Origin of the sequence: Micromonospora sp. DT31, from assembly GCF_049841795.1 — a bacterium.
Lineage (GTDB): Bacteria > Actinomycetota > Actinomycetes > Mycobacteriales > Micromonosporaceae > Micromonospora.
This window is the reverse complement of record NZ_JBNCKZ010000013.1, coordinates 104,912-126,410: the sequence shown is the minus strand read 5'-3', so window position 1 is coordinate 126,410 and position 21,499 is coordinate 104,912. Positions and strand designations below refer to the sequence as shown.

The window sequence follows — 21,499 nt, the reverse complement described above, 5'->3', positions numbered from 1 at the left end:
TCCACAGGTACGCCATCGCAGGACCGGATACGGTCCTGCGATGGCGTACCTTTTCCTGCTCGGCGCGATCACCGCCGAGGTGATCGGCACCAGCCTGCTCAAGGCCACCGACGGCTTCACCCGGCTCTGGCCGACGCTCGGTCTCGCCGTGGCGTACCTGTCCGCGTTCGGGCTGCTCTCCCTGGCCGTGAAGGACATCCCGGTCGGCGTCGCGTACGCGATCTGGTCCGGTCTCGGCACCGCCGCCATCGTCGCGATCGGCGCGGCGTTCCTGGGTGAGCCGTTGAGTGTGACAAAGGTGGTCGGGGCGGGCCTGGTGATCGTCGGGGTGGTGGTGCTCAACCTCGGCGGCGCGCACTGAGCCCGCCCATGCTCACGTCGGCTGCCGCGCCGCCCGCAGCAACCGGAGCTGACCGATCTCGGCCGCGTTCTTCATCAACTCGGCGTTGACCCAGCCGGCCAGGTGCGCGACAGCCAGCCCGGTGTCGGCCGCCCAGGGGTACGCGGCGGGCCGGTCCAGGTCGGCCGGGGTCAGGTGGTCGAGCCCGTCCGTCCACTCCGACCGCAGTTCCCGCAGCCAGGTGATCGTCTCCTGTCCCGGTCCCGGCCACCCGACGTCCGCCCGCTCCCGCACCGGGCGCTGTCGCAGGTGGTCGGTGGCGACCGACCACCACCAGCCGATGTGCCAGGTCAGCCAAGCCACCGTGGGCACCGGCACCGGGTCAGGCTCGGTGTCCGCCCAGTCCGCACGCCATCCTCCGGCCGGGTCGAGGCGCATCGTCCAGCAGAGCGGCGCCGGCTCCCAGAGGAAGTCCGCGGCCTTTAGCCGTTCGAGGTGATAGTCGACGAGCGCCCAGGTCAGGTCGAACTGCCAGCGCAGCAGCGCGTGCGGGGAGGCGGACACCCGGCGATCGTGGCACGGCCGGCGTGCCGGGGCTAACGGTTAAGCGTCGACCACTCCACCACGGACGACGCACCAACCGGGCCTCACCCGCGAACGACATGCTGAGAAGAGATGCCTTCCCCGCCCGAGACGCCGCCCGGAACCGGGCGGCGCATCGCGATCCGCTCCGCCGGATCGAGGCCGGCCGCCGCCTCGGCGGCCAGCAGGCCGACAAGCCCCGGCGTCAGCTCCGCCACGGTGAGTTCCCGGAATCCACAGCGAGCGTAGTACGGCCCGTTCCACGGTACCGACCGGAACGTGGTCAGCGTCAGCGCCGGCAGACGCTGGGCGGCCGCCCAGCCGGCCACGTCGTCGAGCAGGCGCCGACCGATCCCGCGCCGGGCATGTGCCGGGTCGACGCTGATCTGATGTACGTGCGCGGCGTGGTCGACCACGTCCACGAGCACGAACGCGATCGGGCGGTCGGCCGGGTCGGTCGTCACCCACAGGCGGCCGGCTCGCCGCCCGGCGGTCAGCACGTCCAGCGGCAGCGGCGGCATGTCGGCCACCAGGGACATGCCGATCTCACGGAACGGGGCACCGGAGGCCACCTCGATCCGCTGCACGTCGGCCAGTTCGTCGGGCCGGGCGATCCTGCTGCGTTCCACGGCCCGACCCTGGCAGAGCGGGACCGGCCCGCGCCAACGGTTTCCGGCCCGGGAGGGACGCCGCCGGTGTGACAGGGGTCGCCTGATGCGGGGCGTCGCAGCGGTCGGCCCGCGCCTACCGTCGATTCCATGGGCCTGGCCGACAGTCGCTGATGGGACGCCTCTCGCCGCTCCCGCCGCCCGGCCCGCTGCGCACCCTGGCCTACGCCACGCTGGCGAACACGGTCGGATCCGGGCTGTGGCTGGCCGGTGGGGCGCTCTACCTGACCCGGGACGTCGGACTGTCCGCCACATCGGTGGGGGCGGGGCTGACCGTCGCCGGTTTGGTCGGGCTGACCGCGAGCGTGCCGCTGGGCGCACTGGCCGACCGGTGGGATCCCCGTACCCTGCGCGTCGTTCTCCAGGTGGGGCAGGCGTTCGCCGCGTTGGCGTACCTGCTTGTCGGATCGTTCCCGGTGTTCCTGGCGGTGGCGGTGCCGGAGGCGCTGCTCGCCGCCGGCAACCTGGCGGTGCGGGCGGCGCTCGTCGCCGCGGTGGGCGGCCCGGACGGCCGGGTGCACGCCTTCGCCACGCTGCGCGCGGTGGCGAACATCGGCATCACCGCCGGCACCGCGCTGGCCGGGATCGCGCTGGCCGTGGACACCCACCGGGCGTACCAGGTGCTGGTGGTCGGCAACGCGGCCACCTACCTGCTCTCGGGGGCGCTGCTGCTGCGCCTGCCGCCGCAGTCGGCCGCCGGCAGCGGCGCGCCTCAGACGTCCGGCCCGACCACGGCACCGGGTGCGCGACGGCGCGGCGGGCCGCTGCGCGACGGACGGTTCCTCGCGGTGAGCGGCGTCTCGGCGGTGCTCGGCACGCACCTGACCGTGCTGGCGCTCGTCCTGCCGCTGTGGACGGTGCAGCGGGCGGGTGCGCCGCCCCCGGTGGTGTCGGCGGTGCTGCTCACCAACACGGTGCTCACCGTGGCGCTCGCGGTGCGGCTGAGCCGGGGTGCCGAACGCGCCGCCCCGGCGGCCCGGAAACTGCGCCGGGCGGGACTGGTGCTGGCGGCGGCGACCCCGTTGTACGCGGCGACCGCTGCCCTGCCGGTGCCTGCGGCGGTCGCGTTGCTGCTGGTCGCCACGGCGGCGTGGACGGTGGGCGACTTGTGGCACGGCGCGGCGGGCGCGGGCCTCGCCTACGGCCTGGCCCCGCCGGGGGCGATCGGGGCGTACCAGGGGGCCGACGGCCTGCTCGCCGGGCTGACTCAGGCACTCGGCCGGGGTCTGCTGACCCTGCTGGTCCTCGGTGCAGGGCCGGTCGGCTGGCTGGTGCTCGGTGGTCTCTTCGCCGCCGCCGGACTGGCCGCCCCGGCGCTGACCCGCCGGGCGGTCGCGGACCGGCCCGCGCCGGAGGTACGCCCCGCCGGGGTGCACGGGTGAACCGGTGTAGCAGCATGGCGGGATGACCGAACAGTCCCCCCTCACCATCCGGCCGGGTGGACCCGGCGACGCACCCACCCTGATCCGGCTGTTCGACAGCGCCATCGCCTGGCTTGCCGAACGCGGGCGCACCGACCAGTGGGGTGCCGAGCCGGCCTCGATCGACTCACGTCGCATCGCCCAGGCCGAGGCGTGGGCCGCAGGTGACGGCCTACACCTCGCCGAGGTCGACACGACGGTGGTGGGCGCGCTCGTGGTGGGCGCGGCCACGGAATACGTGCCACCGGCCACCGAACCGGAGCTGTACGTGAACCTGCTGATCACCGACCGGTCGCATGCGGGGCGCGGGATCGGCACGGCCCTGCTGGCGTACGCGGCGGAGCTGGCCCGCGCCCGCGGGCTCGGCCTGCTGCGGGTGGACTGCTTCCGCAGCCCCGACCGGGCGCTCGTGCGGTTCTACGAGAGCTGCGGTTTCACCGCCACCGACCCGTTCACGGTCGAGCGGCCGGGGCGGGAGCCGTGGCCCGGGCAGGTGCTGGAGCGCCGGCTCGGTTGAGGCAACCGGCCGCCCGCACCGGTGCGGGTCACGCGCCGGAACGCAGCTTCGGCAGCACCTCCGCGCCGAACGTGTCGATGAACGCGCGCTGCTCCTGGCCGACGTGGTGCAACGCGATCTGGTCGAACCCCAACGCCACGTACTCCTCCAGCCAGCCGATGTGCCGGCCCAGGTCGGCGGAGACGTTGACGGTTTCGGCGACCTTCGCCATCGGCACGTCGACGCTGGCCACGTCGAAGTGCTCGGGGGTCTCCAGGTCCCAGCAGACCGGCGGGGCGAAGACGTTGCTGCGCCACTGGTCGTACGCGATCGCCTCGGCCTGCTCCTGCTCGGGCGCCCAGCTCACGTGCACCTGAAGGTGCAGCGGGCCGCCTCCACCGGCGTCCCGGTAGGCGTCGATCATCTGGCGAAGGTGCTCGACAGGCGCGTTGACGGTGATCAGCCCGTCGGCCCACTCGGCGCACCAGCGTGCGGTGGCGACGCTGACGGCCGCCCCGACCAGCGCGGGCGGCTCCTCCGGCCGGGTCCACAGCTTCGCCCGGTCCACGGTGACCAGCCCGTCGTGGCTGACCTCCTCGCCGGCCAGCAGCGCCCGGATCACGTCCACGCACTCGCGCAGCCGCGCGGTGCGGATGTCCTTGCGCGGCCACCGCTCACCTGTGATGTGCTCGTTGGCCGCCTCGCCGGTGCCCAGGGCGGCCCAGAACCGGCCCGGGTACATGGCGGCGAGCGTGCCGACGGCCTGCGCGATGATCGCCGGGTGGTAGCGCTGGCCGGGCGCGTTGACCACGCCGAAGGACAGGTTCGTGGCCTGCAACGCCGAACCCAGCCAGGACCAGGCGAACCCGGAGTGGCCCTGCCGCTCGCTCCACGGGGCGAAGTGGTCGGAGCACATGGCCGCGTCGAAGCCGGCGCGCTCGGCGTGGATCACCGCCTCCAGCAGCCGGGCCGGGTGGATCTGCTCGTGGGATGCGTGGAAGCCGAACGCCGTCATGCCCGCCACTCCTACCCCTGACGGCGTCCGGCCAATCGCCTACTCGGAGTGGGCGCCGGCACCCGCGCCGGTTTCGCCCTGCCCGATCCACACGGTCTTGGTGTTGCAGAACTCCCGCATGCCCAGGGCGGACAGCTCCCGGCCGTACCCGGAGTTCTTCACCCCGCCGAACGGCAACTCCGGGTAGGAGGTGGTCATGCCGTTGATGAACACGTTGCCGGCCTCCAGGTCGGTGGCGAAGCGCTCCTGTTCGGCCGGGTCGTCGGTCCAGGCGTTGGAGCCGAGGCCGAAGCTGGTGCCGTTGGCGACCTCGATCGCCTCGTCGTACGAGTCGACCCGGTACAGGCCGGCGACCGGCCCGAACACCTCCTCGGTCCACATCCGCATCTGCGGGCGCAGGTCGGTGACCACCGTCGGCGGGTAGTACCAGCCGTCCCCGGCCGGCTTCTCGCCGCCGCACAGCACCGTCGCGCCCTGGTCGACGGCGTCGGTGACCTGCGCGTGCACCTCGTCGCGGCCGCGTTCGCTGGCCAGCGGGCCCACGTCGGTGTCCTCGTCCATCGGGTCGCCGACGCGCAGCGCCGCCATCCGGGCGGCGAACTTCTCCGCGAACGCGTCGAAGACGTCGGTGTGCACGATGAACCGTTTCGCGGCGATGCAGGACTGGCCGTTGTTCTGGCAGCGGGCGGTGGTGGCCACCTCGGCGGCGGTGTCCAGGTCGGCGGAGGGCATCACCACGAAGGGGTCGCTGCCGCCCAGCTCCAGCACCGTCTTCTTGATCTCCCGGCCGGCGATCTGGGCGATGGACCGGCCGGCCGGCTCGCTGCCGGTGAGTGTGGCCGCCCGCACCCGGGGGTCGCTGAGGATGCGGTCGACCGCGTCGGAGCCGACCAGCAGCGTGCTGAACGCGCCCTCGGGGAATCCGGCGCGGCGGAACAGACCCTCGAGGTAGAGGGCGGTCTGCGGCACGTTGGAGGCGTGCTTGAGCAGGCCGGTGTTGCCGGCCATCAGCGCGGGCGCGGCGAAGCGCAGCACCTGCCACAGCGGGAAGTTCCACGGCATCACCGCCAGCACCGGGCCGATCGGCTGGTAGCGGACGTACGCCCGCTTCGCCTTGACCGCGGCGGCGTCGGCCGGTTCGTCGGCGAGCATCCGGGGGGCGTTGTCGGCGTAGAAGCGGCAGGCGGCGGCGCACTTGGTGACCTCCGCCTTGGCGGCGGCGTACGTCTTGCCCATCTCGGTGGTCATCAGCCGGGCGGTCTCGTCGCGCTCGGCGTCGAGCAGGTCGGCGGCGGCCACGAGCCATCGGGCCCGCTGCGCGACGGTGGTGTCCCGCAGCTGCCGGAAGGCGAGGTCGGCCCGCTCGATGGCGGCGTCGATCTGCTCGTCCGACATCGGGTCGTAGGTCTTGAGGACCTGTCCGGTGGCGGGGTTGGTGGTGGCGATGGGCATGGCGTACTCCTGTCACTCGAACAGCGAGTGCCGCACGCCCGGCTCCTCCCGGCGGCGGGCGGCGCGGCGGCGCTGGATCACGACCAGGTCGACCACGGCGACCACGGCGAGGAGGGCGCAGACGACGCCCAGCCAGGCCACGTCGGCGGCGAACGCGAGGACCGCGAAGACGGTCATCACCACCAGACCGAACAGGGCCAGGACCAGGCGCAGGTTCAGCGCGCTGTTGGCGTGGCCGACCGTCCCACGGGCACGTCGGGGCTGTGATCGGGTCATTCCTGTCGCCTACCCCGGCAGGCGTGGCCCTAACCGGTCGGTCGGGCCGGCCAGCACCAGACTTTTAACGATGGTGGTCGATGCCGGATAGCCGACAGTCGGGCCGTCGACGGCCGAGTCGGGCGTAGGGTCGACTGTCGGTGCCGCCGGACGGGGGACCTCATGTCTCGACGTTGGATTGCCGCGCTGGCCTGCCTGGCCGCGCTTGTCGCGCTGGCCTGCGACGGCTCCGGCTCGGCCGCGCCGCGCCCGTCGGACACCCCACGGCCCGGCGATCCCCGGGTACTGACCGCACTCGGCGACTCGATCACCGCCGGCTACGGCTCCTGCCTGGTACTGGTGAGCTGTGCGCGTAACTCCTGGTCGAGCGGGGACGGCCTGCGGGTGGAGAGCGTCTACCGGCGGCTGCGCGTGGACACGCCGGGGCTGCGGGCGTACAACCGGGCGGTTCCCGGCGCCCGCGCGGCCGGCCTGGCCGACCAGGCCCGGTCGGCGGTGCGGGACCGGGCAGACCTGGTCACGGTGTTGATCGGCGCGAACGACGCCTGCCGCGGCGACGTGGACCAGATGACCCCCACCGCCACCTTCCGCGACCAGGTCGACGCCGCGTTGGCGGTGCTGCGCCGGGGCCGGCCGAAGGCGCGGGTGCTTGTGGTCAGCATCCCCGACCTGTACCGGCTGTGGCAGGTCGGGCACACCGAACCCCGGGCCGTGCGGGCCTGGTCGCGGGGCGTCTGCCCGGCACTGCTGGCCGACGCCACGTCGACCGCGCCCACCGTGGTGGCCCGCCGGGCCCGCGTCCGGGAGCGGATCGAGGGGTACGACGGTCAGCTGCGCGCCGCCTGCCGGGCGTACGGGACGCGGTGCCGGTTCGACGGCGGCGCGGTGCACCGGCACCGCTTCGACCTGGACCAGGTCAACGCGCTGGACTGGTTTCACCCGAACGCCGCCGGACAGGGCAGGCTGGCCGAGGTCGCGTGGCGGGCCTCCGGCTGGGCGGGCTGACCGGTTCGGCCCGGCCGGTCACGGCTCGCGCGGGGCGGTCACGGCTCGCGCGGGGCGGTCACGGCTCGCGCGGGGCGGGCAGGTGCCGGGGGCCGGCGTCCCGGTAGAGCGCACGGGCCCGGTCGGCGAGCTCCTTGGTGGCCGAGGAGTTGGCCCAGGTGCCCAGGACGATCGCGGCGCCCGGGACGACCTTGGCGAACATCCGCTTCGCGGCGCGCACCCCGGCCATCCGGGCCAGCCGGACGCCGAGTTGGAGCATCACCCGGCCCAGCGCCCGGTCGGCGGCCGAGCCGAACAGCGCGCCGGCCCGTTCCCGGCCGGCGGCCACGCCCAACGCCAGCCGGGCGGTCTGGGCAGCCTTGTGCACCCGCTGGAGGATGAGCAGGTCGGCGGCCCGGTCGGGGTGGGTCGGGTCGGCCCCGTGGGCGGCGGCGACGTGCAGCACCAGCCGGGCCTGGGTCCAGGCCAGCACGCCCACGTCGATGACCGCGCCGGGCAGCCCGGCGGCCCCGGACACCGCCCCGGACAACCGGGCGTGGTTGACGAACTTGCGGACCGCCTGGTCGGCCAGCTGCTCGGGTGGGACGCCGGGCCGCAGGGCCCGTTCCCGGGCGGCCCACTGCGCCGCCTCCGGCCCGAGCCGGCGCACCGCCTCCAGGGCCAGGTGCTCCGGCGCGTACTGCGGGTCCGCGCGCATCCGGTCCCACAGTCGGGCCGGAGGCACCTCGGGCGCCTCCACAGGTGCGGCGGAGGCGGCAGGGGCGGCGTTGTGCTCCCCGTCGACGGGGGCGGGGTCGGTCACGAAGGGCTCCGGGGGTCCGTGCGGCCGGGGGGCGGGCGGGATCAGCGGCGGCGCGACTGCAGCCGGGTCGCGATCTGCCGCAGCCGGGCCTGGTTCCCCGGCTTGGACATCTCACGCCGACCGCGGTCGACCAACTGCTGACCCCGCGGCGACCGCAGGAAGGCGGAGATCCGTTGCATGAGCGACATGGTGTCCTCCTGTCACGCGGTCCTCTTCATGTGTACCTGGGACCGGCAACCCTCGAGTACCCGTTTCACCGCTTCGGCAACCATCCCGCTCCGCTCAGCCGAGGACCTCCGCGACCACCTTGCCGGCCCGCCATTCGTGCTGGGCGTACGCGTCGGGGAACGCGGAGACCTGCACCGCCTGGGCGGCCACCGACAGCGGCAGGTCCTGCCAGCCGGGGATCTCGTTCAGCGCGGACAGGAACGCCCGGGTCGCGTACTCCGGGTCCATCAGTTCGGCGACGCTGCCCCAGCCGCTGCTCGGGCGCTGCTGGAACAACCCGACCGAGTCGTGGTCCCAGCCGATGGCCTGGTGGGGGTAGCTCTGCGACTCGGGCAGCACGCCGCTGGCGTAGTTGAGCAGGGTGCTCTCCTGCATGGCGGTGGCGACCGCGATGACCAGGGCGCGACGCGGCACGCCCATCTTCTGGCCGGCGTGCACGATCTTCTTCGCGTTGTTCATCTGGGTGTGGTTCAGGCCGGCGACCGGGGCGATCGTGCGAACGGTCTTCCTGGGGGTGGGCTTGGTCGCCTTCGGGGTGGCGGTCGGGGAGGCGCTGGCGCTGGCTCCGGGGGTGGGGGTGGGCAGAGCGGTGCTGGGGCGGGTCAGGCCGCGGGAGGCCGCGTCGACCGCCGCGCGTTCGGCGACCTCCGCCGCGGGCGCCGGTGCGGCGGCGCGCTCATCGGGGCCGAAGCCGGCCTGGCTGAAGCCGACCAGGCCGAGGCAGCAGGCCGCGCCGGTGGCGACCGCGAGTCGGGTGCGGCCGGGCCGCGGGTTGAGCAGCGACCCGAGGCGGGTGCGCCCGAAGAGGTCGCGAAGGGTGGTTGTCCGAACGGTGGACGGGGTGTCGTCCGAACGGTCAGCTTGGCGGTCGGGGCCGTTCGGGTCGTCGAATGTGCCGTCGTCACGCATCCGACGAGGCTAGACAGGGCAAACCGGGATTTCCCAGGCGCAAACAGTGGCGCTCGCCACATCCCGGCCCCCGGCATCCGGGCAGCACGCGCCGGGCCGGGCCGCCCCGGCACAGACCTCGGGGACCGGAGAAATCACCCGGCCGCCCCGAACCGGGCCGACAAGGGCCGCGACCTCGCATTTCCTGCCCGGTCCCCCGTTGATCCACTAACTCGTCCGTTCGGACGATCCGGGAGCGGACCCCCGGACCGGGCCGTAGCCGAATCGTGATCACGATCCGGGCTCCGGACCGGGGCGTAACGGAATGGACCCGACCTCCCGGTACGTTGGCGAAACCGGGACGCCGTACGCGCGGCGCTTCCCGCACGCGTCGACAGGGAGGACCCACCGGTGCTCGACCCACACGAGCTCTACGAACTCGCCGACGAGCTGCCGGATCTCGGCCAGCCGGTGCTGATCCAGGCGCTCACCGGCTTCGTCGACGCCGGCAGCGCCACCCGGCTGGCCCGCGAGCAGCTACTCACCGCACTCGACACCCGGACGATCGCCCGCTTCGACGTCGACCAGGTCTTCGACTACCGCTCCCGCCGGCCGGTGATGACCTTCGTGGAAGACCGCTGGACCGACTACGACGCCCCGGAACTGGAGCTGCACCTGCTGCGTGACGACGACGAGACCCCCTTCCTGCTGCTCACCGGCCCCGAGCCGGACCTGCAGTGGGAACGCTTCGTGGCAGCCGTCGCCGGGTTGTCGGCCCGCCTCGACGTACGGCTCACCGTCGGCCTGAACTCGATCCCGATGGCGGTGCCGCACACCCGCCCCAGTGGGGTCACCGCCCACGCCACCCGCCCGGAGCTGATCGCCGGCCACGAGCCGTGGCTGCAGAAGGTTCAGGTGCCGGCCGGCGTCGGGCACCTGCTGGAGTACCGCCTCGGCCAGCAGGGCCGCGACGCCCTCGGCTTCGCCGCCCACGTGCCGCACTACGTCGCCCAGACCGACTACCCGGCAGCCGCCGAGGCGCTGCTCGCCGCGGTGTCCCGCAGCACCGGCCTGCTGCTGCCCCGCGAGGCCCTGGGCACCGCGGCCGAGGCCATCCGGGTGGAGATCGACCGGCAGGTCACCCAGACCGAGGAGGCGGCCACCCTGGTCCGGGCGCTGGAGGAGCAGTACGACGCGTTCGCCCGGGGCCGGGGCGAGAAGAACCTGCTCTCCACCGAGACCGGCCCGCTGCCCACCGCCGACGAACTCGGCGCCGAGCTGGAACGGTTCCTGGCCGAGCAACCCCGCCCCGGCGACAACCCGGAACGCTGAGGGCGCACGGCGGGCCGGTCGGGCAGGGCCGGCGGCGATGCGGCAGGGTGGAGTCATGCGCCTGGCGACGTGGAACGTCAACTCGGTGAAGGCCCGCCTGCCCCGTCTGCTCGACTGGCTGGCCACCACCGAGCCGGACGTGGTGTGCCTGCAGGAGACCAAGTGCCCGGACGGCGCGTTCCCGGTCACCGAGGTCGGCGCGCTGGGCTACGAGGTGGCCAGCCACAGCGACGGCCGGTGGAACGGGGTGGCCGTGCTGTCCCGGGTCGGACTCGCCGACGTGGCCGTCGGTTTCCCCGGTGAGCCCGGCTTCCCGGCACCGGAGGCCCGCGCCATCTCGGCCACCTGCGCCGGCCTGCGGGTCTGGTCGGTGTACGTGCCGAACGGCCGCGCGCCGGACGACCCGCACTACGCGTACAAGCTGGCCTGGTTCGCGGCGCTGCGCGACGCCCTGGCCTCGGAGGTGGCCGCCGGCCCTCCGCTCGCCGTCTGCGGTGACTTCAACGTCGCCCCCACCGACGCCGACGTCTGGGACCCGGCGCTGTTCGCCACCTCCACCCACGTCACCCCGGCCGAACGGGCCGCCCTGGCCGCGCTGCGCGACCTCGGGTTGGAAGACGTGGTGCCCACCCCGATGAAGGGGCCGCACCCGTACACCTACTGGGACTACCGGGCCGGGATGTTCCACCAGAACAAGGGCATGCGCATCGACCTGGTGTACGCGACCGCCCCGTTCGCCCGCGCGGTCCGCTCGGCGTACGTCGACCGGGAGGCCCGCAAGGGCAAGGGCCCCTCCGACCACGCGCCGATCGTGGTCGACGCCGATCCGCCCCCCACCGCCGGGGCACGCTGACCGGCGGCGCCGGGCGGCGGCGGTGTCGCTCGCTAGGGTGGACCCATGGCAGTCGTGAAGATCAACGCAATCGACGTCCCGGCCGGCGCCGGCACGGAGCTGGAGAAGCGGTTCGCGGCCCGGGCCGGCGCGGTGGAGAACTCCCCCGGTTTCCTCGGCTTCGAACTGCTGCGCCCGGTCGCCGGCGAGAGCCGCTACTTCGTCTACACCAGGTGGGAGTCGGAGGAGGCGTACCAGGCGTGGGCGCAGGGCCCGTCCCGGGCCGCGCACTCCGACGGCGACGGTGAGGCACCGCGCAAGCCGGTCGCCACCGGCGCCAACCTGCTGGAGTTCGAGGTCGTGCAGCAGGTCCCCGCCAAGCCCTGACCCCGCCCGTCCACCGCCGTCACCCTCGTGGCCACGCGGCGGGTCAGGGGGTGCCGGCGGTGGCCAGCGAGGCGAAGACGATGACGTTCTTCCGGTAGCCGGTGCGGCCGCCGAGGAACTCGCCGCCGCAGGTGATCAGGCGCAGCTCGGCCGGGCCGGAGTCGCCGTAGACCCGGGCCGCGGGCAAATTCGTCTTGTCGAAGTACTCGACGCTGTCGACCTTGAACGTCACCACCCTGCGGTCCGACCGGGTGACCTGGACCCGGGTGCCCGGCTTCAGGCTGTGCAGGCGGTAGAAAACGGCCGGGCCGGTCTTGGTGTCGACGTGCCCGACGATGATCGCGCGGCCGGGCTCGCCGGGCACCGCACCGCGGTCGTACCAGCCGGTCTGGTTGTGCTCGGTCAACGGCGGAACGTCGACCGACCCGTCCCGCGCCTGCCCCACCGGGGTCACCGGAGCGACGACCTTGATGGCCGGCACGGTCAGCCGGACCGGCCGGCCGGCCGCCTTGCGGACCGGCGCCGGGGCCGGCGGGGACGCCACCGGGCTCGACCCGGCCGACGCGTCGGCCCACTCGAACGGCCCGGCGGTGCGGCCGAGCCCCGCCCCGGTGGCGAACACGCCGACCAGCACCAGCACCACCGCCAGCGGCTTCGACCAGGCGCTCCGGCCCTCGTCCCGCAGGCCCTCCTCCCGCCGGCCCTCGTCCCGCCGGCCCTCCTCCCGCCAGCCCGGCCCGGCCGGCGGCGGACCCACCGGCGGCGGGCCGGCGGGCCGTGGCCGTGCCGGCGGCGGGTCGGCCGGCGGCGGGCTCCACGCCCGCAACGCGGAGGCCCGCGACGGGGACGGCTCAGCGGGCCCGAACACGGACGGCCCGAACGCGGCGGGCTCCGACGCGGGTGGCCCGGACACAGGTGGCCCGGACGCGGGTGGCGCCGGCGGCGCGGACTCGGGTGGCGGGGCGAACAGCCAACCGGAACGCCGGTAGCCGGCGGGCGGCGGGGTGGAGTGCTCAGCCATGGCGGACCTCAGCGTCCGGCGGCGCCACGGGCGTGCCGGCGGGACGCGGCCACGCCGAGGCCGGCGCCGACCATGGTGACCCCGAGCCCGACCGGCACCAGGAGACCGCCCAGATCGGAGCCGGCGGTGCCACCGAAGCCGGTGGCCGGGCCACGGCTGGGCAACGGGCTCGGCCGGCGGCTGGGCGGCAACTGCTTGACCACCTGGAGCATCGTGGAGGCGGTCTCCCCGCTAGGGCATTCCAGCTTGATCCGGTAGCTGCCGGGGCGGGTCCGCTCGTGGACCATCGGCGAGGCGGTGAGCAGACCGCGCTGCGGCTGGACCTGGATCCTGCCGAACGCATCCGAGGTGACGATCGCCGGCACCGAGTTGTCGCGGCAGCTCGCGCGGATGCCGACCAGGTAGCCCGGCGACACGGTGCCCGGGGTGACCTCGGCGAAGACCGCGTCGGCCGGAAGCGACTCGGTGGGCGCCGGCTCGGCGCGCGGCGCGGCCTGGGCGGGCACCGCGCCGAGCAGCGGGACGGCGCACGCGCCCACCGCGACCAGCAGCGCCCCACGAACCCTGACTGACCCCATGACCCCTCCCGGCGTACGGGATGAATCCTCTCACCCCCGGCCGCACATCACATCCGATCCGCGCGGCGTAGGCTCGGGGGCGCTGTGACCACCACCGACACCCCTGACTCCCGCATCCGCACCTTCCACCCGCGGCGCGGGCGGATGAGCGACCGGCAGCGCGACGCGTTGGCTCGGCTCTGGCCCGCGTACGGCCTCACCATCGCCGCCCTCGACGGGCCGTGCGACCCGACGACGCTGTTCGGACGGCGGGCGCCGCTGGTGCTGGAGATCGGCTCCGGCATGGGCGACGCCACCGCCACGATGGCGGCGGCCGACCGGGACCGAGACTATCTGGCGGTCGAGGTGCACACGCCCGGAATCGCCAACCTGCTGGAGCTTGTCGAACGGCACCGGCTGGAGAACGTGCGGGTGGCCGAAGGCGACGCGTTGGACCTGGTCCGGGCGATGCCGGAGGGCTGCCTGGACGCGGTGCACGTCTACTTCCCGGACCCGTGGCCGAAGACCCGGCACCACAAGCGGCGGATCATCGCGCCGGCGCACGTGGCGCTGCTGCGGTCCCGGCTGGCGCCGGGCGGCACGCTGCACTGCGCCACCGACTGGGCGGAGTACGCGCAGTCGATGCGGGACACGCTCACCGCCGACCCGAAGCTGGTGGACGTGCACGGCGGCTACGCCCCGCGTCCGGCGCACCGGCCGGTGACCAAGTTCGAGCGGCGGGCGTTGACGGCCGGCCGGGAGATCTTCGACCTGATCCACCGGCGGCGTTGAGCCCCGGTTGGCGCGGCGGCGCGTGATCCAGGCACGATGGGAGCGCCATGACTCTCACCGCCGCGCTGCCGAAGACCGCCGACCCCGACACCCTCTACGACGCGTTCGCCTCCTGGGCGTCCGAGCGCGGTCTCGACCTCTATCCGCACCAGGAGGAGGCGGTCATCGAGATCGTCTCCGGCGCGAACGTGATCATGAATACGCCGACCGGCTCGGGCAAGAGCCTGGTGGCGATCGCGGCGCACTTCGCCGCGCTGGCCGAGGACCGCACCACGTTCTACACCGCGCCGATCAAGGCGCTGGTGTCGGAGAAGTTCTTCGCGCTCTGCGAGGTGTTCGGCGCCGAGAACGTCGGCATGCTCACCGGCGACGCCAGCGTCAACGCGGACGCCCCGATCATCTGCTGCACGGCGGAGATCCTGGCGAACCTGGCGCTGCGCGAGGGCACCCGCGCCGACGTCGGCCAGGTGGTCATGGACGAGTTCCACTTCTACGCCGAGCCGGACCGGGGCTGGGCGTGGCAGGTACCGATCATCGAACTGCCACAGGCGCAGTTCGTGCTGATGTCCGCCACGCTCGGCGACACCACCCGGTTCGTCGACGACCTGGCCCGGCGCACCGGCCGGCCGACCGCCGTCGTGCGCTCCGCCGAGCGGCCCGTCCCGCTGCTGTTCTCCTACGCGACCACGCCGCTGCACGAGACCCTTGAGGAGCTGCTGGAGACCAAGCAGGCCCCGGTGTACGTGGTGCACTTCACCCAGGCCGCCGCGTTGGAACGCGCGCAGGCGCTGATGAGCGTGAACGTGTGCACCCGGGCGGAGAAGGACATGATCGCCCAGGCGATCGGGAACTTCCGGTTCACCTCCGGCTTCGGCAAGACGCTGTCCCGGCTGGTCCGCCACGGCATCGGCGTGCACCACGCCGGCATGCTCCCGAAATACCGCCGCCTGGTGGAGACGCTCGCCCAGGCTGGCCTGCTCAAGGTCATCTGCGGCACCGACACGCTCGGCGTCGGCATCAACGTGCCCATCCGTACCGTGTTGTTCACCGGACTGAGCAAGTACGACGGCATCCGCACCCGGCTGCTCAAGGCCCGCGAGTTCCACCAGATCGCCGGCCGGGCCGGGCGGGCCGGCTTCGACACGCTGGGCCGGGTCGTGGTGCAGGCCCCCGAGCACGTGATCGAGAACGAGAAGGCGCTGGCCAAGGCGGGTGACGACCCGAAGAAGCGGCGCAAGGTGGTGAAGAAGAAGCCACCGGAGGGCTCGATCGGCTGGGGCGAGCCGACGTTCCAGCGCCTGGTCGAGGCCGAACCGGAGCCGCTCACCTCCAGCTTCCAGGTCAGCCACTCGATGCTGCTCAACGTGATCGGCCGGCCGGGCGACGCGTTCGCCTCGATGCGTCACCTGCTGACCGACAACCACGAGGACCCGGCCGCGCAGCGCCGGCACATCCGCCGGGCCATCGCCATCTACCGGGCGCTGCGCGCCGGTGGCGTGGTCGAGGAGCTGCCCGAGCCGGACGAGACCGGCCGGCGGGTGCGGCTCACCGTCGACCTGCAGCTCGACTTCGCGCTCAACCAGCCGTTGTCGCCGCTCGCGCTGGCCACCGTCGAACTGCTCGACCGGGAGTCCCCGTCCTACGCGCTGGACGTGCTGAGCGTGATCGAGTCGATCCTCGACGATCCGCGTCAGGTGCTGTCCGCGCAGCAGTTCAAGGCCCGCGGCGAGGCGGTCGCCGCGATGAAGGCCGAGGGCATCGAGTACGAGGCCCGGCTGGAACTGCTCGACGACGTGACCTGGCCGAAGCCGTTGGCGGAGCTGCTGGAGGCCGCGTACGAGATGTACCGGCAGGGCCACCCCTGGGTGGCCGATCACCAGCTCTCCCCCAAGTCGGTGGTCCGCGACATGTACGAGCGGGCCATGACGTTCACCGAGTACGTCCAGTTCTACGGACTGTCCCGCTCCGAAGGGCTGGTGCTGCGCTACCTCGCCGACGCGTACAAGACGCTGCGGCAGACCGTGCCGGAGGACGCCAAGACCGAGGAACTGGTCGACCTCATCGAGTGGCTGGGCGAGCTGGTCCGCCAGGTCGACTCCAGCCTGATCGACGAGTGGGAGCGGCTGCGCAACCCGTCGGACGTGGCCGAGGTGGCCGCGACGCTCGACGACCGGCCGCCGGCGGTCACCCGCAACGCGCGGGCGTTCCGGGTGCTGGTGCGCAACGCGATGTTCCGCCGGGTGGAGCTGGCCGCGCTGCGCCGCTGGGACCTGCTGGGCGACCTGGACGCCGGGGACGGTTGGAACGCGGACGCGTGGGCGGACGCGCTGGAGCCGTACTTCGAGGCGTACGACGGGATCGGGGTGGGCCCGGACGCGCGCGGGCCGGCGCTGCTGATGATCGAGCAGGGCCGCGACAGGTGGACCGTGCGGCAGATCCTGGACGACCCGGACGGCGACCACGACTGGGGCATCAGCGCGGAGGTCGACCTCGCGGCGTCGGACGAGGCCGGCGCGGCGGTGGTCCGGGTGACCGACGTGGGTCAGTTGTAGCGACCAAGCAACACCGGAGACCACCGGAGGCCTCGTGAACACGCGCTGGCGATCAACGTCCCGACCTCCACGCCACCGCCTCGGCGGGTTGCGCCCGTGCGCCGACGCACTGGTACGGGCCGAGTACGGGTCTTGGCGTCAGGATCAGTCAACCCTCTGGCCCTAGCGTCGTCGTCGGCTGGTTCCTCGATCGGAGGTGATCGGCCGCACCTTCCGAGTCAGATCCCGAGGAGACACGCATGACCACTCGACTCAGACGGCTGGGCAGCCTGGTGCTGACGCTGGCGACGACGCTGGGCCTCATCGCGGTATCCCCCACCGCCGCTCAGGCGGAACTGCTACACAAGAGCATCAAGCTGACCGTCGGATGCCCGGGCGCCTGGGCGGACCTGCAGATCAACTGGAGGAGCACCCAGGAGGCGAACGTCTACTGGGAACTGAAGGACACCCTGGACGACGGCAAGACCCCCGGGATGACGCTCCGCGCGGAGAACCCGACAGGTGGCGAGAACTACCTGTTCGACGGCCTGGGCTGGCTCCGGGCGACCGGCGGCAGGGGCACCGTCGTCAAGGGCGCCGCCTGGGAGTTCAACCCCGACAGCATCGGCCTGATCAACAGCCTCCAGTTCGTGGTCGCGAACGGGCTCGGCGGGGAAGAGCGGGCGTGTACCGAGGTCAAGCACGTGTACAACTACGGGAAGAACGCGTATCGGATCGCCACCTCGATGATCGGCACGCCGTACGTGCTCGGGGGGGACTCATCGGGTGGGCTGGACTGTTCCGGCCTCGTGCAGTGGGCCTTCAACCACGTGGACAACTTCCCCGGCCTGTCGAGCAATGACACGGCTGAGGAGATGTACGAGTGGGCACGCGCCAGGGCAGACGGCAACGGGAGCACGCCGTGGGGCAGGCTCGACGCCATGAAGGTCGGCCCGGCTGATCTGGAGGTCGGGGATCTCATCTTCTACGACCTCCCGGACATGCCACGTTCGATCGACCATGTGGGTTTCTACGCCGGCGGGGACCAGGTTCTGGACGCGCTGCCGGGTCGGGGTGTCACCAAGCACACCGACGGGCTCGCCAGCTACCGGGTCGGGCAGTTCCGCATCCAGGGCGTCTCCTGACCAGCGAACCGCTTGGCAGGTGAACCGGCTCCGGCACCCGCGGGTGTCGGAGCCGGCTGGTCCCGGCACCCACCGCCGCCGTTATGTCCCACCGCGTCGGCTCACCGGTGCGGGGGCGTCTGCTCCGCCTCCACCCGCTCGGCGAGCAGGTCCGCGCCGGCGGCCCGGTACGCGTCGGCGGCCGTGGCGGCGAGTCGACCGGCCAACGCCCGGTCGTCGCCGGCGACACAGCGGGCCTGCACCGCCAGAGCGGCGGCCTCGATGATGCGGAAACTGTGCGCCCGGGCCTCCCGGCCGGCGCGCTCCGCGTGCCGGCGCGCTCCGGCACGGTCCCCGGCCTGCAGAAGTGCTCGCGCCAGCCCGACCGTCGCCCGCGTGGCGACGGACGGGTACTCGGCGGCGATCTGGACCGCCTGGTGGAACGAACCAAGGGCCGCCGGGACGTCGCCGCCGCCCAACTGCGCCTCGCCCAACGTGGTGAGCAGCGCCGCCTGCGCGCGCCGGTCCCTGACGATCTGCGCGAGGTCGTACCCCTGCCGCGCGGCGCTGACGGCAGCTCCGTCTCGACCCCGTTGCGTGTACAGCTGGCTCAGCTCACTCAGGGCGGACAGTTCGCCGTGCAGGTCGGCCAGACGCCGGTATCCGTCGCGGGCCGCGCGCAGGTGGTCCTCGGCGGCCGGCTCGTCCCCGAGGTAGCGGAGCACCATACCGAGGTTGACCCGGTTGGCGAGCGTGGACGTCTCACGGCCGGTCACCTGGTTGATCCGCAGGGCGGCGGTGAAGTGGCCGACGGCCGCGGTGAGGCGGCCCTGGGCGGCACACAGGATGCCCAGACCGTTCCATGTCACCGCTCGCACGTGCCCCAGTTCCTCGTCGGCGCTGAGTTCCAGCGCCCGCCGGTAGGACTGTTCCGCCTCGTCCAGCCGGCCCTGTTCGCGTAGCACGAGGCCGATGTTGTGCCGCAGGTATGCCACGGCTGGCCGCCACCCGGCGGTGTCGGCCAACCTGGCCCCCTCCGTGTACGCGTCGAGCGCGTCCTGGTGCCGGCCCAACGCCCACATCGCCTGGCCGCGACTGATCAGCATCGCTGCCTGGGCAGCCGGGTCGCCCTCCGCGACCGCCGCCCGCAGGCCCGCGTCGGCGGACCGCAACCACCGGTCCACGTCCCGCCGGATGAGGAAGTATCCGCGCAACTGGTCGGCGATCCGCCAGGCCAACCGCCGGTGGTCCGGGCCGGTGATGCGCTCGACGAGCGAGACCAGGGCCGGAGTCTCCGCGTCGAGCCATTCCCACGCGGCCGCACAGCCGTCGAACAGGGCGGCCCGATCCCCGTACGAGGTCCGCCTGATCAGTTGCGGGTACACCCATTCCATCGCCGCCGTCGCGCTGTGCAGAAGCCACGCATAGAGACGGTCGCGGGCACCGGCGTGCTTCGTCGGGTCGTCCTCGGCGAGCAACCTCGCCGCGTACAGGCCCAACAGGTCGTGGAAGCGGAAGCGGTCGGCGGTGTACTGCAGGAGCATGTTGGCATCCAGCAGCTCGCCGAGGATCGCATCCGCCTCGGCCGGCTCGATGTCGAGCAGGACGGCGACGGCGTCGAGCCCGAAGTCGTCCCCCGGGTGCAGCGCGCACAGGCGGAATGCGCGCCGCGCGGGATCGTTGAGGTCCTGGTAGCTGAGCTGGAAGCTGGCCAGCACGCTCGATTCTCCGACGGTCAGCTCGGCCAGACGACGGCTCTCGTCGCGCAGCCGCCGGACGAGATCGGCCGTGGTCCACGCCGGCCTACTGGCCAGCCGCGCGCCCGCGATACGCAGGCCCAGCGGTAGGTGTCCGCAGGCCGCGGCCAGCTGTCTGGCGGCCTCCGGTTCGGCGGCGATCCGGTGCGGGCCCGCGGCCGCGGCGAGCAGGTCGAGGGCGTCCGCGAACGGCAGTGTGGGCAGATCGACGACCGTGGCACCGGCGAGATCGGTGAGGCGCCGCCGGCTCGTCGCCAGCACGGCGCACCCGCCGGTGCCCGGTAGCAGCGGTGACAGCTGCCGCGTGTCCCGGACGTTGTCGAGGATCATCAGCATCCGGCGGCCGGAAAGTTCGCTGCGCAGCAACGCCGCCGCCTCGGCCTCGTCGGTGCCGACCCGCTGCCAGGGCACGCGCAGGGCCCGCAGGAACCGGCCGAGCACGTCCAGCGGCGCGACCGGTTCACCGGAGACGCCACTGAGGTCGGCGTACAACTGCCCGTCCGGAAAGTCCTCGCGCAGGCGCCGCGCCACCTCGAGGGCGAGCGCCGTCTTGCCCACGCCGGCCGCACCGTTGACGGCGACGATCGGCACCGACGGCGTGTGCCCGACCACCGGCCAACCGGGGCGGAGCGCCTCGGCGATCAGGGCCAGCTCGGGCCCGCGCCCGACGAAGTCCGGCGGTGCCGCCGGTGCCTGCTGGACCACGGCGCGTCCCGACGACGCCGGCGGCGTCGCGCGCCACCGTTGCTGGAGCACGCCCCGGTGCGCCTCGCGGAGGTGGTCGCCGGGGTCGATGCCGAGTTGGTCGGCGAGAGCGGCGCGCACCCGCTCGTAGGCGGCAAGTGCCTCCGCCTGCCGGCCACCTGCCGACAGGGTCATGACCAGTTCCGCGTGCAGTGGCTCGTGCAGCTCAAGCTGGCCGGCCAGCTCACGCAGACGCGGCAGCACCTGCTCGCACTCACCGAGATCGCGTGCGACCGTGGCGTAGACGCGCAGCAGCTTCGCGTACTCCTCGGTCACGGCGGTCATCAGGGGGCTGTCCCGCAGGGCGTCCACGTCGGTGTCTCCCCGCCACAGCCGGGCCGCCTCCGCGAAGTGGCAGAGCGCCCGGCCCGGATCGTCCTCGCCGGCGCCGCGCGCGGCGATCTCCCGGAACCGCATCAGGTCCAGCTGGGTGGGACCGACCGTGAGGTGGTATCCGCCCGGGGCGGAGGAGAGCATTCGCACCGACGTGGGATCGGGGTGCAGCACCTGGCGCAGCCGTCGGATGTAGGTGTGCAGCAGGTTCGCAGCCGACGCCGGACGCTTCTCGCCCCAGATCAGGTCCATCAACTCTTCGCGCCCGACGACGTCGCCCGCGCTCAGTGCCAGCCGCAGCAGGATGCACTTCTGCTTGGCGGCGGTCAGCGGCACCGCGACTCCGCCGCGCCACACCGTGAGCGGCCCCAGTACGCCCAGCGTGGTCGGCGCCCCGGTCACCGCAGGAGCCGTATCCGGTTGGGCGGGCCCCGGCGCCGTCGGCGCTCGCATCGTGTAGGCGGAGGCGAAGAGCCGGGACTCATCCTGACCGGACAGCCCCAGGGCGAGCGCGAGATTGCGGACCGACGCGCGCCGGGGACGGCGGCTACGTCCCTGCTCGAGGTCGCGGATCGCCGCCAGGCTGACGCCCGAGCGCCCGGCGAGATCCTGCTGGGTCAGGCCGTCGCGCTCGCGGTACGACTTCAGAAGTGAGCCGAACGGGGGTCCCTGCGGATCTCCACCGCCCGTCATCCGGCCGAGCCCGGCGTCCCTTCGGCGCCGTCAGCCCCAACCCTGAATCCAGCCGTCGACCAAACGCGAAGATCACACACGATGCACGGTATCCCGGCACCGTACCGCCGGCCACCCCCGCGCGGACACTGCCACTTGATTGGCCGACTGCCGTGAATTGACCAATTTCACAGGGACGGGACACGGCGGCCCTCGTCGCGGCCTGGCTGATGTCAGACCCGTC

At 73.3% G+C, this 21,499-nt stretch carries 21 protein-coding genes; 10 read left to right on the top strand and 11 right to left on the bottom strand.

The genetic code is table 11. The features are described 5' to 3' along the window. The first annotated feature begins 40 nt into the window (after positions 1–40). Positions 41–361: a DMT family transporter gene (locus ACLQ2X_RS21085; RefSeq protein WP_425682789.1), complete on the top strand. Its 321-nt coding sequence runs from the start codon at positions 41–43 to the stop codon at positions 359–361. Positions 362–373: 12 nt separating this feature from the next. On the opposite strand, the gene ACLQ2X_RS21080 is transcribed toward ACLQ2X_RS21085, so the two are convergent. Together ACLQ2X_RS21080 and ACLQ2X_RS21075 are read right to left on the bottom strand one after the other, a co-directional pair. Then, entirely contained in the window at positions 374–904 is a 531-nt protein-coding gene (locus tag ACLQ2X_RS21080; protein ID WP_425682788.1) for a DinB family protein, read from the bottom strand. Positions 905–987: 83 nt separating this feature from the next. After that, positions 988–1,551: a GNAT family N-acetyltransferase gene (locus ACLQ2X_RS21075; RefSeq protein WP_425682787.1), complete on the bottom strand. Its 564-nt coding sequence runs from the start codon at positions 1,549–1,551 to the stop codon at positions 988–990. A gap of 152 nt (positions 1,552–1,703) precedes the next feature. On the opposite strand from ACLQ2X_RS21075, the gene ACLQ2X_RS21070 reads away from it, so the two are divergent. Together ACLQ2X_RS21070 and ACLQ2X_RS21065 are read left to right on the top strand one after the other, a co-directional pair. After that, entirely contained in the window at positions 1,704–2,972 is a 1,269-nt protein-coding gene (locus ACLQ2X_RS21070; protein WP_425682786.1) for an MFS transporter, read from the top strand. A gap of 22 nt (positions 2,973–2,994) precedes the next feature. Further along, complete coding sequence (locus tag ACLQ2X_RS21065) at positions 2,995–3,528, top strand: GNAT family N-acetyltransferase (protein ID WP_425682785.1); 534 nt, start codon at positions 2,995–2,997, stop codon at positions 3,526–3,528. A 28-nt stretch (positions 3,529–3,556) separates the two neighbouring features. Here ACLQ2X_RS21065 and ACLQ2X_RS21060 read toward each other — a convergent pair whose 3' ends face one another. Genes ACLQ2X_RS21060 through ACLQ2X_RS21050 form a run of 3 tightly spaced genes read right to left on the bottom strand, consistent with a single transcriptional unit; the run spans position 3,557 to position 6,250 of the window. Continuing rightward, positions 3,557–4,522, bottom strand: coding sequence for a TIGR03885 family FMN-dependent LLM class oxidoreductase (locus ACLQ2X_RS21060; protein ID WP_425682784.1), 966 nt, complete (start codon positions 4,520–4,522; stop codon positions 3,557–3,559). A gap of 39 nt (positions 4,523–4,561) precedes the next feature. Continuing rightward, positions 4,562–5,974 (bottom strand): NADP-dependent succinic semialdehyde dehydrogenase, encoded by a 1,413-nt coding sequence (locus tag ACLQ2X_RS21055; RefSeq protein WP_425682783.1) that lies wholly within the window; start codon positions 5,972–5,974, stop codon positions 4,562–4,564. A 12-nt stretch (positions 5,975–5,986) separates the two neighbouring features. Beyond that, positions 5,987–6,250 carry a DUF6343 family protein gene (locus tag ACLQ2X_RS21050; protein WP_089155665.1) on the bottom strand — a complete coding sequence of 88 codons (264 nt, stop codon included), beginning with the start codon at positions 6,248–6,250 and terminating at the stop codon, positions 5,987–5,989. Positions 6,251–6,412: 162 nt separating this feature from the next. On the opposite strand from ACLQ2X_RS21050, the gene ACLQ2X_RS21045 reads away from it, so the two are divergent. Continuing rightward, positions 6,413–7,255, top strand: a complete 843-nt coding sequence (locus tag ACLQ2X_RS21045) for an SGNH/GDSL hydrolase family protein (RefSeq protein ID WP_425682782.1) — start codon at positions 6,413–6,415, stop codon at positions 7,253–7,255. Positions 7,256–7,313: 58 nt separating this feature from the next. On the opposite strand, the gene ACLQ2X_RS21040 is transcribed toward ACLQ2X_RS21045, so the two are convergent. The 3 genes from ACLQ2X_RS21040 to ACLQ2X_RS21030 form a co-directional block, all read right to left on the bottom strand. After that, complete coding sequence (locus ACLQ2X_RS21040) at positions 7,314–8,057, bottom strand: EcsC family protein (protein ID WP_425682781.1); 744 nt, start codon at positions 8,055–8,057, stop codon at positions 7,314–7,316. Between the two features lie 41 nt (positions 8,058–8,098). Then, positions 8,099–8,245, bottom strand: coding sequence for a hypothetical protein (locus ACLQ2X_RS21035; protein WP_425682780.1), 147 nt, complete (start codon positions 8,243–8,245; stop codon positions 8,099–8,101). Positions 8,246–8,339: 94 nt separating this feature from the next. Beyond that, a complete protein-coding gene (locus ACLQ2X_RS21030; protein ID WP_425682779.1) occupies positions 8,340–9,194 on the bottom strand; it encodes a peptidase M23 in 855 nt (284 codons plus the stop codon). A gap of 390 nt (positions 9,195–9,584) precedes the next feature. Between ACLQ2X_RS21030 and ACLQ2X_RS21025 the strand changes: the two genes are divergently transcribed. Genes ACLQ2X_RS21025 through ACLQ2X_RS21015 form a run of 3 tightly spaced genes read left to right on the top strand, consistent with a single transcriptional unit; the run spans position 9,585 to position 11,724 of the window. Continuing rightward, positions 9,585–10,505, top strand: coding sequence for a proteasome assembly chaperone family protein (locus tag ACLQ2X_RS21025; protein WP_425682778.1), 921 nt, complete (start codon positions 9,585–9,587; stop codon positions 10,503–10,505). A 55-nt stretch (positions 10,506–10,560) separates the two neighbouring features. Further along, a complete protein-coding gene (locus ACLQ2X_RS21020; protein ID WP_425682777.1) occupies positions 10,561–11,358 on the top strand; it encodes an exodeoxyribonuclease III in 798 nt (265 codons plus the stop codon). A 45-nt stretch (positions 11,359–11,403) separates the two neighbouring features. Further along, positions 11,404–11,724: an antibiotic biosynthesis monooxygenase family protein gene (locus tag ACLQ2X_RS21015; RefSeq protein ID WP_425682776.1), complete on the top strand. Its 321-nt coding sequence runs from the start codon at positions 11,404–11,406 to the stop codon at positions 11,722–11,724. A gap of 43 nt (positions 11,725–11,767) precedes the next feature. Here ACLQ2X_RS21015 and ACLQ2X_RS21010 read toward each other — a convergent pair whose 3' ends face one another. Together ACLQ2X_RS21010 and ACLQ2X_RS21005 are read right to left on the bottom strand one after the other, a co-directional pair. Beyond that, on the bottom strand, positions 11,768–12,409 hold the full coding sequence (locus ACLQ2X_RS21010; RefSeq protein ID WP_425682824.1) for a class F sortase: 642 nt from the start codon (positions 12,407–12,409) through the stop codon (positions 11,768–11,770). A gap of 344 nt (positions 12,410–12,753) precedes the next feature. Beyond that, positions 12,754–13,323, bottom strand: a complete 570-nt coding sequence (locus tag ACLQ2X_RS21005; protein ID WP_425682775.1) for a hypothetical protein — start codon at positions 13,321–13,323, stop codon at positions 12,754–12,756. Between the two features lie 84 nt (positions 13,324–13,407). Here ACLQ2X_RS21005 and trmB point away from each other — a divergent pair, with 84 nt between their 5' ends. From trmB to ACLQ2X_RS20990, 3 genes are all read left to right on the top strand, one after another. Next, complete coding sequence (gene trmB / locus ACLQ2X_RS21000) at positions 13,408–14,094, top strand: tRNA (guanosine(46)-N7)-methyltransferase TrmB (protein ID WP_425682774.1); 687 nt, start codon at positions 13,408–13,410, stop codon at positions 14,092–14,094. A 47-nt stretch (positions 14,095–14,141) separates the two neighbouring features. After that, positions 14,142–16,646 (top strand): DEAD/DEAH box helicase, encoded by a 2,505-nt coding sequence (locus ACLQ2X_RS20995; protein WP_425682773.1) that lies wholly within the window; start codon positions 14,142–14,144, stop codon positions 16,644–16,646. A gap of 239 nt (positions 16,647–16,885) precedes the next feature. Beyond that, positions 16,886–17,770: a C40 family peptidase gene (locus tag ACLQ2X_RS20990; RefSeq protein ID WP_425682772.1), complete on the top strand. Its 885-nt coding sequence runs from the start codon at positions 16,886–16,888 to the stop codon at positions 17,768–17,770. A 101-nt stretch (positions 17,771–17,871) separates the two neighbouring features. Here the strand turns inward: ACLQ2X_RS20990 and ACLQ2X_RS20985 are convergent, their stop codons facing one another. Next, complete coding sequence (locus ACLQ2X_RS20985) at positions 17,872–21,276, bottom strand: BTAD domain-containing putative transcriptional regulator (RefSeq protein WP_425682771.1); 3,405 nt, start codon at positions 21,274–21,276, stop codon at positions 17,872–17,874. Between the last annotated feature and the right edge of the window lie 223 nt (positions 21,277–21,499).

Bases quoted from the DNA above. Each gene is read 5' to 3' on its own strand.
- ACLQ2X_RS21085 (WP_425682789.1), top strand. From the start codon at position 41: ATGGCGTACCTTTTCCTGCTCGGCGCGATCACCGCCGAGGTGATCGGC.
- ACLQ2X_RS21070 (WP_425682786.1), top strand. From the start codon at position 1,704: ATGGGACGCCTCTCGCCGCTCCCGCCGCCCGGCCCGCTGCGCACCCTG.
- ACLQ2X_RS21065 (WP_425682785.1), top strand. From the start codon at position 2,995: ATGACCGAACAGTCCCCCCTCACCATCCGGCCGGGTGGACCCGGCGAC.
- ACLQ2X_RS21060 (WP_425682784.1), bottom strand. From the start codon at position 4,522: ATGACGGCGTTCGGCTTCCACGCATCCCACGAGCAGATCCACCCGGCC.
- ACLQ2X_RS21055 (WP_425682783.1), bottom strand. From the start codon at position 5,974: ATGCCCATCGCCACCACCAACCCCGCCACCGGACAGGTCCTCAAGACC.
- ACLQ2X_RS21050 (WP_089155665.1), bottom strand. From the start codon at position 6,250: ATGACCCGATCACAGCCCCGACGTGCCCGTGGGACGGTCGGCCACGCC.
- ACLQ2X_RS21045 (WP_425682782.1), top strand. From the start codon at position 6,413: ATGTCTCGACGTTGGATTGCCGCGCTGGCCTGCCTGGCCGCGCTTGTC.
- ACLQ2X_RS21035 (WP_425682780.1), bottom strand. From the start codon at position 8,245: ATGTCGCTCATGCAACGGATCTCCGCCTTCCTGCGGTCGCCGCGGGGT.
- ACLQ2X_RS21030 (WP_425682779.1), bottom strand. From the start codon at position 9,194: ATGCGTGACGACGGCACATTCGACGACCCGAACGGCCCCGACCGCCAA.
- ACLQ2X_RS21020 (WP_425682777.1), top strand. From the start codon at position 10,561: ATGCGCCTGGCGACGTGGAACGTCAACTCGGTGAAGGCCCGCCTGCCC.
- ACLQ2X_RS21015 (WP_425682776.1), top strand. From the start codon at position 11,404: ATGGCAGTCGTGAAGATCAACGCAATCGACGTCCCGGCCGGCGCCGGC.
- ACLQ2X_RS21005 (WP_425682775.1), bottom strand. From the start codon at position 13,323: ATGGGGTCAGTCAGGGTTCGTGGGGCGCTGCTGGTCGCGGTGGGCGCG.
- ACLQ2X_RS20995 (WP_425682773.1), top strand. From the start codon at position 14,142: ATGACTCTCACCGCCGCGCTGCCGAAGACCGCCGACCCCGACACCCTC.
- ACLQ2X_RS20990 (WP_425682772.1), top strand. From the start codon at position 16,886: ATGACCACTCGACTCAGACGGCTGGGCAGCCTGGTGCTGACGCTGGCG.
- ACLQ2X_RS20985 (WP_425682771.1), bottom strand. From the start codon at position 21,276: ATGACGGGCGGTGGAGATCCGCAGGGACCCCCGTTCGGCTCACTTCTG.